The sequence below is a fragment of the Thalassolituus sp. genome (assembly GCF_034111725.1).
Taxonomy (GTDB): Bacteria; Pseudomonadota; Gammaproteobacteria; order Pseudomonadales; family Oceanobacteraceae; genus Thalassolituus.
This window is the reverse complement of record NZ_JAWUWR010000036.1, coordinates 17033-33312: the sequence shown is the minus strand read 5'-3', so window position 1 is coordinate 33312 and position 16280 is coordinate 17033. Positions and strand designations below refer to the sequence as shown.

Here is a 16280-nt window from a genome sequence, read left to right as displayed (position 1 = left end):
ACTGACTGTAAACACGCACTCTCGGCATTGTCCGTGATTACGACGCAATCGTTACGCGATGAAGAGAAAGTAATGAGTCAAGGTTTAAACAAATTGATCAAGCATTGGGTAAGGGCACTACGAGAACCGAAACGTCTGACCGCAGTTCAATGGAATGATGTGGAGAGCTGTGCAGTGCAGATTAATGGCGGAGAGGACGACGCCGGACGCTTGTACAAAGAAATTTGTCGTGAGTGCCATCGTATAGAACAGATGACAGGTATTCATATCAATCCGTCGTAAGTGGCTGCCTAAACCGTACAAGCAAAAAGCAAAGCACCACCTCCCTGTGAATGCTTACGTTATCAGCAGTTATCCTTGAGTAATACTGGCTTTTGCCGCAATCGCCCCATCAGCCGCGTTGGCTAACTCTTGTCCTTTCAGCACAAAATGACGGCTGTAATATTGCTTATGTTCATCATGCTCATGGAAATTATGCGGCGTTAAAATAGCCGTTAGAACTGGCACTTCGGTTTCTAATTGAACTTGCATCAAGCCAGTGCACACGGCTTGGGCGACGAAATCGTGGCGATAAATACCGCCATCGACTACTAAGCCGCTGCAAGCAATCGCTGCATAGCGTCCTGTCTTGGCTAATAGTTTGGCTTGTAGCGGAATTTCATAGGCGCCAGGCATGGCGATAACGGCGATATTGTCGGCCTTGTATCCGCGACTAACCATCTCGGCGGTAAAGCCTTCAAGACATTTCAGTACGATCTCAGCGTGCCAAGACGCGTGGATAAAGGCGATGCGCTGTTCGGCGCGATTGATTGTGTTCGTTGAGCTCTGATTCATCACTAATCCTAAAAATACTAAGGTGAATCAGGGCGAACGGGCAGGCATTAGCGAAGCCGATAATGGCATCGCTAGTGTCTTGCACGCTCTCTCTTATCCGGACTATGACCGTCGGCTCTGGAGTCTCACCAGATCTGCTGACCCCACACATATAAAATGTGGGCGCTCGCGGGCTTGGAAATTGAGTTCCTTTACCGCCGGTGGGGAATTACACCCCGCCCCGAGAACGATTTCACCGCAGAGTATCGCTGATAATGTGCGGTGAGGGCGGCAATATAGGCAAGTTGAAGGGTTTCGTCAAAGTGCGAACGCGCCTGCAACAGTGTGTTAGCGCAATCTCAATAGCGCTTAGCCGCCGTCGGGGAGTAAATCGTCTTGCATCATTTCAATGGTTTCAGCGATATCTTCAGCTTCTTCATGGAAGTAAGCAATGTGATACATGGCTTCGCCTTCTTGCGCCAAAGGAATGTTTTGTTTACCGATGATGATGCCTTCTTTATTCGCTTTTACGGTATCCAATATCGTGCCGAAGGGGTCACTAATGGTCGCCAATAGATCATCTTTAACAACCCAGTCGCCTAGTTTTTTGTGGTGATTAACGAAACCGCTGTCGGTCGCGCGTACCCAAGAGCTATGGCGCGCAATCACAGGTTCGATGACATTACGTTTACTGCGGCTTTTAGGAATCATACCAAGATGACGCATGACATCGAAGGTGCCACGTACGCCGGCGCGAATACAAAGTTCATCAAAGCGCAGAGCTTCACCCGCTTCGTACAATAAAATACGTGTGCCCATATCTGCAGCGCATTGACGCAGCGAGCCATCGCGCAAGTTGGCATTCAGCAACACGGGGACGCCGAAAGCATGGGCTAATTCGGAGGTTTCTTGGTCGTCTAGATTGGCACGAATTTGTGGTAAATTCGTGCGGTGAATAGCGCCGGTGTGAAAGTCGATACCGTAGTCGCTTTGCTTAACAATCTCTTCCAAAAAAGTATGCGCCAAACGTGCTGCTAGCGAGCCGCGCGGCGAGCCTGGGAAGGAGCGGTTAAGGTCACGTCGATCAGGTAAATAGCGGCTTTGGCTAATAACGCCATAGACATTGACTACTGGCACTGCGATCAGAGTGCCGCGTAAGTTGGTTAGGCGTTTGCTATGAATAACGCGGTTGATAATTTCCACGCCGTTGAGTTCATCACCGTGAATAGCGGCGCTCAAAAATAGAGTGGGTCCTGGCCGCTTACCGCGCTTTACAAATACCGGAATACCGATAGTGGTGTCTGTGTACAGTTTTGTGCAAGCCAGCTCTAACTTATGTGTTGTGCCAGGTAAAACTTCAGTACCGGCAATCACTAACGAAGAAGCTGTTGTTGCTGTCATGTTCAACCTTGGCCTTTGGTTCGGGTGGCATTGCGAGTCGATGTGCGCGTTGCACTTTCTAAAAACTCGAAAACCATACCAGCAACATCTTTGCCAGTGGCTTTTTCAATGCCTTCTAGGCCCGGTGACGAGTTTACTTCCATCACTACTGGGCCATTGTTAGAGCGTAAGATGTCTACGCCGCACATATTTAAGCCCATGGCTTTCGCTGCATCAATCGCCGTTTTACGCTCTGCAGGAGACAGGCGTACGATTTCTGCGGTGCCGCCACGGTGCAAGTTGGAGCGAAATTCGCCTTCTGCGCCTTGACGTTTCATGGCTGCAACAACCTTGCCACCAACAACAAGACAGCGAATGTCTGCGCCGCCAGCTTCTTTAATGAATTCTTGCACCAAAATATTCGCGTTTAAACCCATGAAGGCTTCAATAATGCTCTCCGCGGCTTTGCGGGTTTCGGCTAGTACCACGCCAATACCTTGGGTGCCTTCTAGGAGCTTAATGACTAGCGGAGCACCTCCGACGTTGTTGATTAAATCTTCGACGTTATCTGGGCGATGAGCGAAGCCTGTGCGCGGTAAGCCAATACCTTTACGCGACAGCAGTTGTAGCGAGCGCAATTTATCGCGGGAGCGGCTGATGGCAACGGATTCGTTGATAGAAAAGGTGTTCATCATCTCGAACTGACGAACCACAGCGGTTCCATAAAAGGTCACGGATGCGCCAATACGCGGAATGACAGCGTCATACACAGGTAAGGCTTCACCTTTGTAACGCACCGTCGGCTTGTTACTGGTGATGTCCATATAGCAGTGGAGTGTGTCGATAACATCGACTTCATGACCCCTTAACTCTCCGGCTTCTTTTAGGCGGCGGGTTGAATATAGATTAGAGTTACGGGACAAAATTGCGATACGCATAGACACTTCAGGGGTAAAAAAACGAGGCGCTAGTCTGCACTGGGACGCCCCTATTCTGCAAGGGGAGGTAGGCTAGGCTTGGGTAAATATTTTTTGTACTTATTCCTATACAATACGATCCTTTCCGCCCGTCAGGACACAGAAGCATGGCCAATCGATTTGTACATCTACGCGTACATTCCGAGTACTCACTCTACGACAGTACCATTCGTGTTAAGAAGCTGATTGGTGCTGCGTCGGCTAATGGTATGCCTGCCGTTGCGCTCACCGACCAAGCGAATATGTATGCCTTGGTGAAGTTCTACAAAGGCGCGCTAAGCGAGGGACTTAAGCCCATTTTAGGCGCGGACTTATGGTTAGAGAATCCAGATGACCGACATGCCCCTTTTCGGGTGGCTGCGTTGTGCATGAACCCCGATGGTTATCTCAATCTGCGCGAGCTTATTTCTCGTGGCTATGCCGATAATCAGTATTTCGATAAAGCCATGCTCAAACGTGAATGGTTATTAGAAAGCAACACAGGTTTGATTTTGCTTTCGGGTGGCCGCGATGGCGATGTTGGTCAGCGCATTATTAAAGGTAAGGTGGCCGAAGCCGAAGCACTGGTAAAAGAATACATGGAGGTGTTCGGCGACCGCTTCTACTTTGAAGTACAGCGAACGAACCGCCAAGGCGAAGATTCTATTGTTAAGGCTGGCTTAGCGATGGCCGCACGCTATCGGGTGCCATTAGTGGCAACTAATGAAGTGCGCTTTTTAAAGCGAGATGAATACGAAGCACACGAAACCCGTGTTGCTATTGGTCAGGGGTTCACGTTGGGTGATAAACGTCGTCCGCGTGAATACAGTGAAGAGCAATACTTCCGCTCTGAAGACGAAATGATCGACTTATTTAAAGACATTCCGTCGGCCATTGAGAACACGGTTGAAATCGCCAAACGCTGCTCGGTTGAAGTGCTGTTAGGTAAGTACTTTTTGCCTGATTATCCGATTCCTGCGGGAATGGATGAAGCGGATTTCTTCCGTAAAATTTCTAAGGTAGGTTTGGAAGATCGCTTAGAAATATTGCTTGATAAAAATGATCCTGATTACGCCGAAAAACGTAAACCTTACGATGAGCGTTTAGAGTTCGAGCTGAATATTATTATTCAGATGGGATTTCCTGGTTACTTCCTCATCGTAATGGACTTTATTCAGTGGGCGAAAGATAACCGTATTCCGGTTGGCCCAGGTCGCGGTTCGGGTGCTGGCTCGCTGGTGGCGTATGCGCAAAAAATTACCGATCTAGATCCACTTTAATACGATTTGCTATTCGAACGATTCTTAAACCCTGAACGTGTATCCATGCCCGATTTCGATATCGACTTTTGCATGGAAGATCGTGAAAAGGTGATTGCTTACGTTGCGGATAACTACGGTCGCGAAGCGGTATCGCAAATTGTTACCTTCGGTACCATGGCGGCGAAAGCGGTCGTGCGCGACGTGGCGCGTGCCCAAGGTAAATCGTTTGGTTTAGCCGATAAATTATCCAAGCTGATTCCGGGCGATCCGGGCATGACGCTGGAAAAAGCACGCAGCATCGAAGCGGCACTCGACGAATTCATTAACGACGATGACGAAGCCCAAGAAATTTGGGAAATGGCGCTAAAGCTCGAAGGTATTGCCCGTCAAACTGGTAAACACGCCGGTGGTGTGGTGATTGCACCCACGAAATTAACCGACTTTTCTGCCACCGCCTGCGAGCCTGATGGCACCGGGTTAGTCACCCAGTTTGATAAAAACGATGTGGAAGAAGCGGGCTTAGTTAAGTTCGACTTCTTGGGTCTGCGTACCCTCACCATTATTGATTGGGCGTTAGAAACCATTAACGCTAAACGCGCAGAAGAAGATTTAGAGCCGATTGATATCAGCCTAATTCCGCTCGACGACGCAGACTCTTTTACCTTACTAAAAAAGGCGCAAACCACGGCGGTATTCCAGTTGGAATCCCGTGGTATGAAAGATCTTATTCGGCGCTTACAGCCGGACAATATTGAAGACTTGATCGCCTTGGTGGCATTGTTTCGTCCCGGTCCATTGGAATCGGGCATGGTGGACGACTTTATTAACCGTAAGCACGGTCGTGCTCAAGTTGCTTATCCGCATCCCGACTTCCAGCATGAAAGTTTAAAAGAAACTTTAGAGCCAACCTATGGCGTTATTGTTTACCAAGAACAGGTCATGCAAATTGCGCAGGTATTGGCGGGTTACACGCTTGGCGGCGCTGACATGCTGCGTCGTGCGATGGGTAAGAAAAAACCCGAAGAAATGGCCAAGCAGCGGGATACCTTCCGCGATGGTGCTGTGTCGGTTGGGGTAGATCCTGATCTTGCGATGAAGATCTTCGACTTGGTGGAAAAATTCGCCGGTTATGGTTTTAACAAATCGCACTCGGCCGCTTATGCGGTGGTGTCGTATCAAACGCTGTGGCTAAAACAGCATTACCCAGCGCCATTTATGGCGGCGGTATTAACCTCCGATATGCAAACCACCGACAAGGTGGTGATCTTCGTTGAAGAATGTCGCGAGATGGGATTAGAAATCGTGCTGCCTGATGTGAACCAAAGTTTCTTTGGTTTTACCGTGAATAAATCCGGTGCCATTGTCTATGGTTTAGGCGCAGTGAAAGGCGTGGGCGAAGGCCCAATTGATGCCATTATTGCCGCGCGTGAAGAAGGCGGACCATTTAAAAGTTTGTTCGATTTTTGCCAACGCGTGGACGGCAAAAAATTGAATAAACGCGTGCTTGAAGCATTAGTGCGTTGCGGTGCCTTTGAGAATTTAGAATTAACGGCACCGCGCTCGGTACTAATGGCCAGCGTTGAAGATGCCATTAAAAGTGCAGGGCAGTCGGCTGCCAACGAAGCTGCCGGTATGGTCGATTTATTTGGCGAAGTGCAGGCCGAAGAAGCCGATACAACCGACGTTTATGAGCGCCATCGTTACCTGCGCGATTGGACGTTAAAAGAGCGTCTGCAAGGCGAAAAAGACACCTTAGGTTTATACGTATCGGGTCATCCGTTTGATGAATACGAAGGTGAAGTGCGCCAGTTAGTGCCAACCAAATTGTCACATCTGCAAGAACAAAAAGGGCCACAAAAATTAGCGGGTTTAGTGGTCGATATGCGTTTGATGAAAAATAAACGCGGCGACAACATGTGTTTTGTAACCCTAGACGATCGGACAGCACGGGTTGAAGTTGCTTTGTTTTCTGATGTCTACGACAACGTTCGTGAAGTGGTCGGCTTAGATAAGGTACTCGTCATTGAAGCCATGGTAAGTCACGATAACTATTCCGGCGGTTTAAAAGCAACGGGACGTAGCGCTATGGAAATTAGCCAAGCGCGTTTGAATTATGCCAAAGCATTACGTGTGCGCGTGGATGGCGAAGGTGCCGACGAGAAATTTTGCCAGCGTTTAACCGGCCTTTTACAAACGATGGAAAATGGTTGCCCAGTGGTACTCGATTTCCACAATTCGGTCGCACGCTGCGATATTCAGTTAGCGCAGCGTTGGGCGATTAATCCTACTGATGATCAGTTACAAGAATTGAAATTTGCCTTTGGCGATGACGCCGTACAGCTGGTCTTTAGTTGATCCTTTATACAATGACTACGGTGCTATGACGACGCTTGATCTGACTCACCACGTAACGGCTTTCCTCGCACCCTTGTTAGGTGAAGAAGGGCGCCTGATCGTCGGTTTTAGTGGCGGCTTGGATTCATCGGTTTTATTGCATGCATTAGCGCAAAATGAAGCACTAAAAACACGACTTGTCGCACTGCATGTACATCATGGTTTATCGCCCAATGCCGATGCATGGGAGGCGCACTGCTATGCGGCGAGCGACAATTTAGGCGTAGCCTTTCTCTGCGCCAGAGTTGCCGTTACGAGTGACGGTAATGGCATCGAACAAGCGGCGCGCAATGCTCGTTATCAGGCTTTTCAGCAGCATGCAAAAAGCGATGACTTGGTATTACTGGCGCATCATAGCGACGATCAAATAGAAACCTTCTTTCAGCGACTAGTTCGTGGCTCTGGCTTAACCGGCTTAGCCGCCATGACGCCAGTGCGACCCTTGTTCGATGATAGCGACGTATTGCTTGTGCGTCCTCTACTGGGTCTGTCGCGCAAGCAATTAGAGATGTATGCCCAAGCTCAGCAGCTTACATGGGTGGAAGACGAATCCAATTCTGATACTCGTTACGAACGTAATTGGTGGCGCAATGAGTTGCTGCCGCAAATTTGGCAACGTTTTGCTGGACGTGAGGGATCGTTGAAACGCTCGTTAGAGCAACTACAGAACGATCAGGCCTTATTACACGAGTTATTGGCGCCAGAAATACATGCTTGCTTGGCTCGCTGTGCGTGGCCCGGTACCAATGAATCCATCTGCTCTATTGCTGCTCTTAACGACAAGCCTCAACATTATCGCCCCTATATACTACGGGGCTGGTTAGCGCGCTGCGGTGTGCCTATGCCCTCGGCTGCTATGTTAGATCGTATCCAGCAAGAGGTCATAGAAGCAGCGGAAGATCGTCATCCGCAAGTGGTGTTAGGTGACGTTTGCATCCGGCGTTATCAGGAGCATCTTTATGTGACTCAGCAGTTAGATCATGTCACTCCGTGCGTCCTTGATCTTTGCTCTGATACTCAGCTCCTATGGGCAGGTAGCACTATTGCTGTAACGAATATTGGCCAAGAAGGCTTGGCTCCCGGTCGCTATGATCTGATTCCGGCTTATTCATGTGCTGGGCAAACATTGCGTCCTGCTGGTCGTCCACAAAAAACCTTAAAGCATGTTTGGCAAGAAAACTCGATTCCACCTTGGTTGCGTGATCGCTGGCCGTTGCTACTCCAAGACGGTAAGTTATGTGCAGTGGTAGGGCTTTGTGCCGATCAAAGTGCGGTCGTTGCCCATGGTGTTACTGCAAAGTGGTTGTCATAGCACGCAGTTGGGAACATTCGTCGCCAATGGTAGACTAAGGCTGCATTACATTATTGATATGGTCAGGAGGCCAAGCTATTAGTATGCTCCGTTTGCTATTTCTTACCTGTTTATCTCTATTTCTTGTTGCCTGCATGGAAGATGGTGAACCGATTTTACGGGGTAAGTGCCTAACGGAAATTTTCACTGGCTCGTCAGAACCTACGCAAAGTGAGCCAATATCGGCGCCTGACGAAGCAGCAGAAAGCGACGTTAACATCAAAGAAACGGATGTTATTCCTGTGGCTGCAGTGACCAAAGTTGACGATGCGCCTAGCGCTAGGGTCGATGTCAGTGAACTTCCGATATTGCACGATTACACTAAAGAAAAACCGCCGCTCAATTTGTCATTACCCCGAGAAGACTGGGGTGATGGCAGCTACCGCTCACGTTCTAATGTACTTCCTGATGTTTTTGCGCGGCGAATCCCAGAGCAAGGTATAAACTTGTCGGGCAAACTATATTGGGATGAATCAGAAGAAGCGCGCACGCGTCCTATCGAAGATACGATTAAGGGCGCGGAAGTCGAGCTGCAGTTTTACTTGCCCTAGTCGTTCCAACTTCGTCAGCCTTCGCTGCTGACTCCTCATGCTATGTCTTTGCGGCCAATAACAGTCATCGTTACTTCTATATAGTGAACTGCTGTTTTCTCGGAGGTCGACATGAATCTATTTATTCGTTTTGCATGGCTATGGTTACGTCTTTTGGTGACGAAAAAACCTTTTACTGCACTGAATGGTGCAATACACCAGAGCTATCGAATTTTGCCTCATGATATGGGCTGGCGGTTACATTTACCTAATTTCCGCTTTTTCAGTTTTATGGAGTTAGGCCGATTTGAATTCTGGTATGTAAGTCACAAATTTCATGAAATGTCGCCAGGAAGTCGGTTAATTGCTGCACAGGAACTCGTCTATATTAGACCTGTTTCACCTTTTGCATTGTTACACAGTGATACAGTGTTGCTGTTCTGGGATGACAAGTATGTTTATTTTCAGCACAACTTTTATGTGAAAGGCACTTTGGTTGCTACGGGTTTAGCAAAAGAGGCCTGTATGCGTTACGGGCATGTGCAATCACCGGTTTCAATATTCGGTGAGTGCCAAGGTTCCGACGTAGCAACAGCAGCAGCAGTAGAGCATTGGCAGGCGTTGCAGCAATCATTGCGGCAACTGTCTCAACCCAAGTAAAGGTAACTGTATGAGTATCGTTTTATATCAATTTCCTATATCCCACTACTGCGAGAAGGTTCGTTGGGCATTGGCGTATAAGTCGATCTCGTATGAAAAAATCAATTTATTACCGGGCGCTCATATTCGTGCGGTTAAGGGCATTGCCCTAGAATCGTCGGTGCCCGTCATTCGAGACGACGACACTGTGGTGCAAGGTTCTTCGCAAATTTTGGATTATCTTGATAAGCGTTTTCCTAACCGCTCCCTTATGCCCAACGAACCGTCGCTATCGGCAGAAGTACGTGATTGGGAAGAGCGCTTAGATCGCATTGCAGGACCGGCCGTTCGTTGTTTCTGTTATCACCATTTACTGCAGCAACCCAGCTTGGTTGTGCCTATGTTGGCAGCGCGACAGCCTTTCTATATGCAGTGGGGCATGCGTCTGGGTTTTAAAAAAGTTGAACGAGTGATGCGCCAGTGGATGCAAATTAATGCAGAAACTGCACTTAAAGCACAGAAGGATATGGAAGATATACTGGCAGAGCTCTGGCGCACGTATTCGCGTTCACGTTTTCTTGTTGGGGATAAGTTTACGCGCGCGGATTTAACGGCGTGCGCAATATTTGCGCCTTTGTTTCAACCGACGCAATACGGTATTAGTTGGCCCGATGTAGAGCAGATGCCGATGGCAATAACTGCTTGGGTAGATACGCAAAAAGATGTGTTGCAGTCGCTAGCATTGCGCTATGAGCAAAACCGCTAGCGAATGATATTGATCATTGCTAGCGGCTCGGCTCTTTGCGCCTAACTGCCTATCCAAGTTCCCAATGCCAGTGTCGCGGCGTAGCCTACGGTGTAGGCGATGAGTAAGGCGACGATAAAGCGTAAATAAGAGCCGAACGTGAGCTCATTAATTTTAGTCATTGCAACAATACCTGCCGCCGATCCAATGATGAGTAACGAGCCGCCCACGCCAACGGCGTAAGTTAATGCCAACCAATCTTGCATTTCCATCGGTACATCGGCTTTCAATAAAGCAGCGGTCAGCGGTACGTTATCAATCAACGCCGACAGTAAACCCATGGAGTAGTTCGCTGCCCAAGCTGGTAGGAATTCGTAGATACGCACGATGGAATCCAATGCATGGATTTCTTTCAACGATCCTACCAGTAATAAAATACCTAAGAAGAACATCAAGGTATCAAATTCGATTTGGCGAATGTAATTCATAATTGGATCGTTTTCAGTGTCTTCACCAAAAGCGCGCGCCACCAAAAACATCACAGATAAACCGCTAATAAAACTCAATACAGGGGGGATATCGAACAGTACATTGCCGGCAATAGTGGCAAAGATGGTGAGTAAAAATACGATAGCGATAGTGACATCTACCCGCTGGAGTTCGCCCGTTTGGTGTTCGATTGTTACGCTGTCGTTAAGTGGACGAGCCAACAATATTGCTAGTAAAACTACGGCGAGTAGTGCTGGCCCTGCGAGCATCAATAAATGCGGGATGCTGACTTTGTCGGCCAAGAAGATCATTAATGTCGTGACATCGCCGGTGATCATGGCGACACCACCAGAGTTCACTGCGAAAACAGATACGGTAGCAAAGCGCAGTGTTTTAGTGGCCGAGAGATTCAGCGAGAGAATCAATGCTACTGACACTAAGGTCGCGGTTACGTTGTCTGCTAGTGATGAGAATACAAAACTAAATAATCCAGTAACGAGTAGTAGCTGTCGCTCACTGATGTTTTTGGGTAAAAAACGGTAGGTAATATTCTCTATCAACCCTTTCTTGTTCAGGTAGGCAACAAAGGTCATGGCAGATAATAAGAATAGCCAGAGACTCGCAATTTCTCCGATATTTTCCTGCAAACCTTCCATCACTCGTTCGTGAGCTTCTGTTTCGGGAGTGAATATAAACAGCAATAGCCAAGACAGGGCGCCAAAAAATAGCACCGATTGTGCTTTGTTGACGTGGATGACTTCTTCAAGAATTACGGATAGCAATCCTGCAAGTGCAAGAGCGATGAGAATCCAATACAAACTTTCAGGCATAGGAGGCGACTTCTGTCAGCAGACCCGACGACTAGCGGGTCAGGAAGGCGCATTCTAGAAGTGTGACCGCGTGATTAAAAGCAAAAAAGTGTCAGATCAATGGAACGAACTGATTCGTCGATTGATTAAGCGGTCAATCGACGGGTATTAGGAAGTAGATACCAGTATGCTTTCGTTCCAATCGCGCAGCAATTCCGCTTGAACGTGAGCAAGATGCATCAAGGCATGTAATTCGGCAACCGTCGCCCTCTCACCAGTGTAGATAGGCAGAGAGCGCAGTCTTGGGACTAAAGGATGCTCAGGGTCAGCGATCTTGTTGCGCTCTAAAGCCCAGCGCATGTGATTGTCGATCATGCGGAAGAAACGAATACGAGTATCCACATCAAACAAACTCGCATTTTGATCATGGCGAAAATGGGCGAAATCGATACCTGCGAGCAAGGCTTGGCGCCCACTTACTCGAATTGATGCCGAGCGCCGAAAATTGAGCAACATTGCCATAACACCGAATGGCTCGCCCGCATTAACCTCGCCTAATAGAGTGTTGGCTTCGTCATCAGCAAGTACAACGAGTTGGCCTTTTAGTAGGAAATATAAAACGTCGGCGCGGTCGTCTTTGTGAAAAATGAGTTCATCTTGGTCTGCGATCATGAAACGAGTGACGCTCATGAGAAGCTCAAACTGAGCTGGATCCGCCAGAATGAGTTCTTTAAAAAAAGTAACACCATTAACGATTCGATGTAGTGACTCGATGGGATATTCGTCTCGGGTTACCTGACGCATACTGCTATCCTTTAAAAACGATTCCATTGAATATAGCACGGGTTTCAGAGCTGTGAAGTTCATTGCTCGGCTCTACGGCTGACCCTGCAGGAAAACTTTACCTAGAGAAAAGCCGTTATGAAACAGGCTTTAACAACAATTGTGGATGTTATCACATTGGTATGCCCACTTGCGGCCTTCGGTATGGGAGCCAGAGTGAAGATTCTCAAGCGACAGCTGATGATGCCGCTCTCCTTTGAATATTAGCCAATCTTAAATTGCTGCATTGTTTTATCGAGAGTTTGGCTGAGCGATGATAGGTGTTTGTTGACATTAACGGCTTCAATTGCCTCTTTACTCGATTCTTGCGCAATGCTCGTCATCTTGCTCATATCAGAGGTCACCCCTAACAAGGTTTGTGATTGTTGTTCTGCCGCGGCGGCCACTGTGTGAATTTGTTCGTTTACGGTTTTCATATGATCAAGAACTTGATCTAGGGTTACGCCAGCGGCTTGTGACGCTTCAACACTTAAACGTGCGCGCTCGGCTGAGTTGCTCATGTTATCGACCGCTTTATGGGTGCTGTCGACAATAGTACGAATAACCTCTGAAATTTCTCGTGAAGAGGAGGCAGATCTCGTGGCTAGATCGCGCACTTCGTCGGCAACTACTGCAAATCCCCGCCCTTGTTCGCCAGCGCGAGCAGCTTCGATTGCAGCGTTAAGTGCCAATAAATTCGTTTGTTCGGAAATATCACCAATAACGGTAACTAAACGATCAATACGGTCGGCTTGGGTTTTTAGGTTTCGAATTAAATCACTGGATTCATCTAATACATCCACGAGCGAGAGAGTATCGCGTACGGTATTGCTTACCTCGGTTTTTCCTTTATCGACAATACTTTCCGTCTGACGCGTTTCTTCTGCAACATGAGTACAGCTGCGCGCTATTTCGGTTGCGCCATCTTGAACTTGCTTAATAGCTTTCGAGACGCCAGACGCACTATTTGCCGTGCCAGCCGTTTCTTGTGATATACGCTGAGATAAATTAACGCAGGTATCAATGCCTGCGGCTAATTGCTCTGATTTTGTATTAACTTCTTGCACGATGACCGCAATTTTTTCAGAGAAGCTGTTAAACGAACGACAAATATCACCGAGTTCATTTTGCTTGTTGTAAGTCAGGCGACGTGTAAGATCGCCATCGGCCACTTGATGGAGCGAGTAGGTAATCTCGAGTAAGGTTTTAATAACTCGCGTACGAACGTAGTAACCCACAAAAATAAATATTGCGAGGCAGCCGACTAAAATCACCATCATAGTGGCAGACGTTGCGCTTTGCTGATCGGCAATGTTATCAATTTTCCCTTCTACTAGATGATCGGCCTTTTCTTCCACCATGCTTACGTGCACTAGTAGTTGTTCCGAGCTTTGGGCGTATACGATTTTCTGCTGTTGGAAGTCATTTAGGGTGGTAACGACTTGATTTAACAACTGAATATGTTGTTGTAGATTTTCTTGGTAAACCTTTTCCACACTGCCGATACCATATTCAGCAGGTGCCGAGTTATCAAATAAACCACTGGCTAGCATTTCTTCCACCGCTGCGCGTTGAAAGGCTATCGCGTCATTTAGCTGAGTTTGTAGCGCTGCAGATACACCTTCAGATGTCATCCGAGCTAAGAAATACATTTGTTGGAAGAAGCCAATAGATGCTTCCATACCGCCATCGGCCGCTTGCCATTTTTCAGCCAAGCCTGTGTCCCAACTTATTGGGTAGCTCGGATCAGCCGCTATAGCTTCTACTGCGGCATCACCTTCTTCTTCGGCGATAGCGCTGAAGGCAACAAACTTTGACGTATGGGCATCGAAAGCGGCGAGTGCTGAGCGATAATTTTTGTAACTATTCTGAAGCGTGTTGCCAGCTTTACGGAATTGAGCAAGGTCAGAGTCGATATTGGTTACTTCTTGTGGATCAAGCAAGCTGGCCATCCGCAAGCGATTGAGTGCTTCCTCAGCGTCGGTCTGAGCTGTTTTGACATGCTGAGTATCAATGTTTTCACCAGCAAATAGCTGATTGAGCAACAACATTTCGCGTTCGATGGATATGGCTGCTTCCATCGCGCCGTCAGCCGTGTCCCATGCTGGCCCGGTAATGTAGTCGAGGGTCGTCATGAGCTGATTACGTGTATATTGCCCAGCAAAAAACAAACCAAGTAGGAGTGCAATAAGTAGTACCAATGCTCCGGTTGAGCGTTGCGATAACGACATAATCGATATTCCATTTTATATCTAAAGAGCATGTGAGCGGACCCGCGGCTATTCTATTGGTATAGGCTGCAAGCGAGACCCTCGCCAGTTTTTAACGTGCAAAAAGATTGGAATTTTAAAAAAGTTTAGAAAACTCGTTATTGGTTATATGGATCGTTACGGGTATCGGAGCGCGGTTTTCTGAGGGGCATAAAAAAGCCGCGACAGGCGCGGCTTTTTGGGCAAGAAGCGAGGAGGTGTTATTCAACACCCTGCGACTTGAGGTATTCATCGTAAGTACCATGGAAATCGATGATCTGGTTATCGCGGATTTCGATGATGCGAGTCGCCAATGAGGATACAAACTCACGGTCGTGAGATACGAAGATCAAGGTGCCTTCAAACATCTCAAGTGCCATGTTCAGCGATTCGATGGATTCCATATCCATATGGTTGGTCGGTTCGTCGAGTAATAGCACGTTGTGGTTGTGCAGCATTAACTTACCAAACAGCAAGCGGCCTTTCTCACCACCTGAGCATACCTTCACTGACTTATTGATATCGTCTTGGTTGAACAGTAGACGGCCTAGAGTGCCACGCACGGCTTGATCGTCATGCTCGGCTGTTTTCCATTGCTCCATCCATTCGAACAAATTACCGCCTTGTTCAAATTCGTATTCGTGATCCTGGGCGTAGTAGCCCAAACTCGCGTTTTCGGACCATTTAATCATGCCGGCGGTTGGCGTCACATGATCGACCAAACACTTCAAGAAGGTTGTTTTACCTGCGCCGTTGGCTCCGATAACCGCGACTTTTTCGCCCGCTTCAATCATGAGGTTGGTATTTTTGAATAGCGGTGCTTCACCATCGTAGGCGTGGGTTAAACCTTCAATTTCGAGAGCCAAGCGGTGTAGCTTCTTCTCTTGGTTGAAACGAATAAACGGGTTTTGACGGCTTGATGGCTTGATCTTATCAATCTGAATTTTATCAATCTGCGTGGCACGAGAGGTCGCCTGCTTCGCTTTCGAGGCGTTAGCAGAGAAGCGTGACACGAACTGCTGAAGCTCAGCAATTTGCGCTTTCTTCTTGGCGTTTTCCGACTGCAAACGTTCACGCGCGGCAGTAGAGGCCATCATGAAGTCATCGTAGTTACCCGGATAGATCTTGATATCGCCATAATCGATATCGGCCATGTGGGTACATACTGAGTTCAAGAAGTGACGGTCATGCGAGATGATGATAATGGTGCATTTCATCTCGTTGATGAGGCCTTCCAACCAACGAATGGTGTTGATATCCAAGCTGTTGGTGGGTTCGTCGAGTAGCAGAATGTCTGGGTTAGAGAACAAGGCCTGAGCTAATAGCACACGTAACTTCCAGCCCGGAGCGACTTCACTCATTGGCCCAAAATGCAGTTCCGTCGCAATACCAGCACCTAATAGTAAATCGCCAGCGCGAGATTCGGCGGTATAGCCATCCATCTCTGCGAATTCGCCTTCTAACTCGGCGGCACGCATGTAGTCGTCTTCAGTTGCTTCTAGATTGGCGTAAATCGCATCGCGTTCTTGTCTGATCGCCCACAGCTCTTTGTTGCCCATCACCACGGTATCCATCACGGTGAATTCTTCAAAGGCGAACTGATCTTGGCTTAATTTACCCAAGCGCTCGTTGGGGGTAACGCTGACGTTACCAGCAGACGGCTCTAGCGAACCATCCAAAATCTTCATGAAAGTCGACTTACCGCAGCCGTTGGCACCGATCAAACCATAGCGATTGCCATCGCCAAATTTAACGGAGATGTTCTCAAACAGCGGCTTAGCACCGAATTGCATGGTGATGTTAGCAGTGGAGATCACAGCAGGTTCCTGATATTGCAGATG

The 16280-nt window shown here is 48.0% G+C and carries 12 protein-coding genes, 1 pseudogene and 1 riboswitch; of the genes and pseudogenes, 6 read left to right on the top strand and 7 right to left on the bottom strand.

The genetic code is table 11. From position 1 onward, the window contains the following. Positions 1-72: 72 nt before the first annotated feature. Positions 73-282, top strand: coding sequence for a hypothetical protein (locus UXZ23_RS05235; protein ID WP_320819579.1), 210 nt, complete (start codon positions 73-75; stop codon positions 280-282). Between the two features lie 69 nt (positions 283-351). Here UXZ23_RS05235 and UXZ23_RS05230 read toward each other — a convergent pair whose 3' ends face one another. The 3 genes from UXZ23_RS05230 to rimK form a co-directional block, all read right to left on the bottom strand. Continuing rightward, the gene (locus UXZ23_RS05230) at positions 352-834 is read right to left on the bottom strand and encodes a 6,7-dimethyl-8-ribityllumazine synthase (RefSeq protein ID WP_320819578.1); all 483 of its coding nucleotides are present in this window, start codon (positions 832-834) and stop codon (positions 352-354) included. An 81-nt stretch (positions 835-915) separates the two neighbouring features. After that, positions 916-1066, bottom strand: a riboswitch (FMN riboswitch). A 116-nt stretch (positions 1067-1182) separates the two neighbouring features. Further along, positions 1183-2214 carry a succinylglutamate desuccinylase/aspartoacylase family protein gene (locus tag UXZ23_RS05225; protein ID WP_320819577.1) on the bottom strand — a complete coding sequence of 344 codons (1032 nt, stop codon included), beginning with the start codon at positions 2212-2214 and terminating at the stop codon, positions 1183-1185. 2 nt (positions 2215-2216) lie between these two features. Continuing rightward, on the bottom strand, positions 2217-3131 hold the full coding sequence (gene rimK / locus UXZ23_RS05220) for a 30S ribosomal protein S6--L-glutamate ligase (protein WP_320819576.1): 915 nt from the start codon (positions 3129-3131) through the stop codon (positions 2217-2219). A gap of 146 nt (positions 3132-3277) precedes the next feature. On the opposite strand from rimK, the pseudogene dnaE reads away from it, so the two are divergent. The 5 genes and pseudogenes from dnaE to UXZ23_RS05195 all read left to right on the top strand — a co-directional run bounded on the left by dnaE (position 3278) and on the right by UXZ23_RS05195 (position 10091). Beyond that, positions 3278-6766: pseudogene (gene dnaE / locus UXZ23_RS05215) on the top strand (DNA polymerase III subunit alpha). Next, on the top strand, positions 6738-8117 hold the full coding sequence (tilS, locus tag UXZ23_RS05210; RefSeq protein ID WP_320819575.1) for a tRNA lysidine(34) synthetase TilS: 1380 nt from the start codon (positions 6738-6740) through the stop codon (positions 8115-8117). The pseudogene dnaE and the gene tilS overlap by 29 nt, the downstream one beginning before the upstream one ends. A gap of 83 nt (positions 8118-8200) precedes the next feature. Further along, positions 8201-8707 carry a hypothetical protein gene (locus UXZ23_RS05205; RefSeq protein WP_320819574.1) on the top strand — a complete coding sequence of 169 codons (507 nt, stop codon included), beginning with the start codon at positions 8201-8203 and terminating at the stop codon, positions 8705-8707. Between the two features lie 111 nt (positions 8708-8818). Continuing rightward, a complete protein-coding gene (locus tag UXZ23_RS05200; RefSeq protein ID WP_320819573.1) occupies positions 8819-9346 on the top strand; it encodes a thioesterase family protein in 528 nt (175 codons plus the stop codon). 10 nt (positions 9347-9356) lie between these two features. Next, a complete protein-coding gene (locus tag UXZ23_RS05195; protein WP_320819572.1) occupies positions 9357-10091 on the top strand; it encodes a glutathione S-transferase family protein in 735 nt (244 codons plus the stop codon). 41 nt (positions 10092-10132) lie between these two features. On the opposite strand, the gene nhaD is transcribed toward UXZ23_RS05195, so the two are convergent. The 4 genes from nhaD to UXZ23_RS05175 all read right to left on the bottom strand — a co-directional run bounded on the left by nhaD (position 10133) and on the right by UXZ23_RS05175 (position 16256). Continuing rightward, positions 10133-11389, bottom strand: a complete 1257-nt coding sequence (gene nhaD, locus UXZ23_RS05190; protein WP_320819571.1) for a sodium:proton antiporter NhaD — start codon at positions 11387-11389, stop codon at positions 10133-10135. 147 nt (positions 11390-11536) lie between these two features. Further along, on the bottom strand, positions 11537-12172 hold the full coding sequence (locus UXZ23_RS05185) for a cyclic nucleotide-binding domain-containing protein (protein WP_320819570.1): 636 nt from the start codon (positions 12170-12172) through the stop codon (positions 11537-11539). 242 nt (positions 12173-12414) lie between these two features. Continuing rightward, entirely contained in the window at positions 12415-14421 is a 2007-nt protein-coding gene (locus tag UXZ23_RS05180) for a methyl-accepting chemotaxis protein (protein WP_320819569.1), read from the bottom strand. A gap of 239 nt (positions 14422-14660) precedes the next feature. Further along, positions 14661-16256, bottom strand: a complete 1596-nt coding sequence (locus UXZ23_RS05175) for an ABC-F family ATPase (protein ID WP_320819568.1) — start codon at positions 16254-16256, stop codon at positions 14661-14663. Positions 16257-16280: the final 24 nt, after the last annotated feature.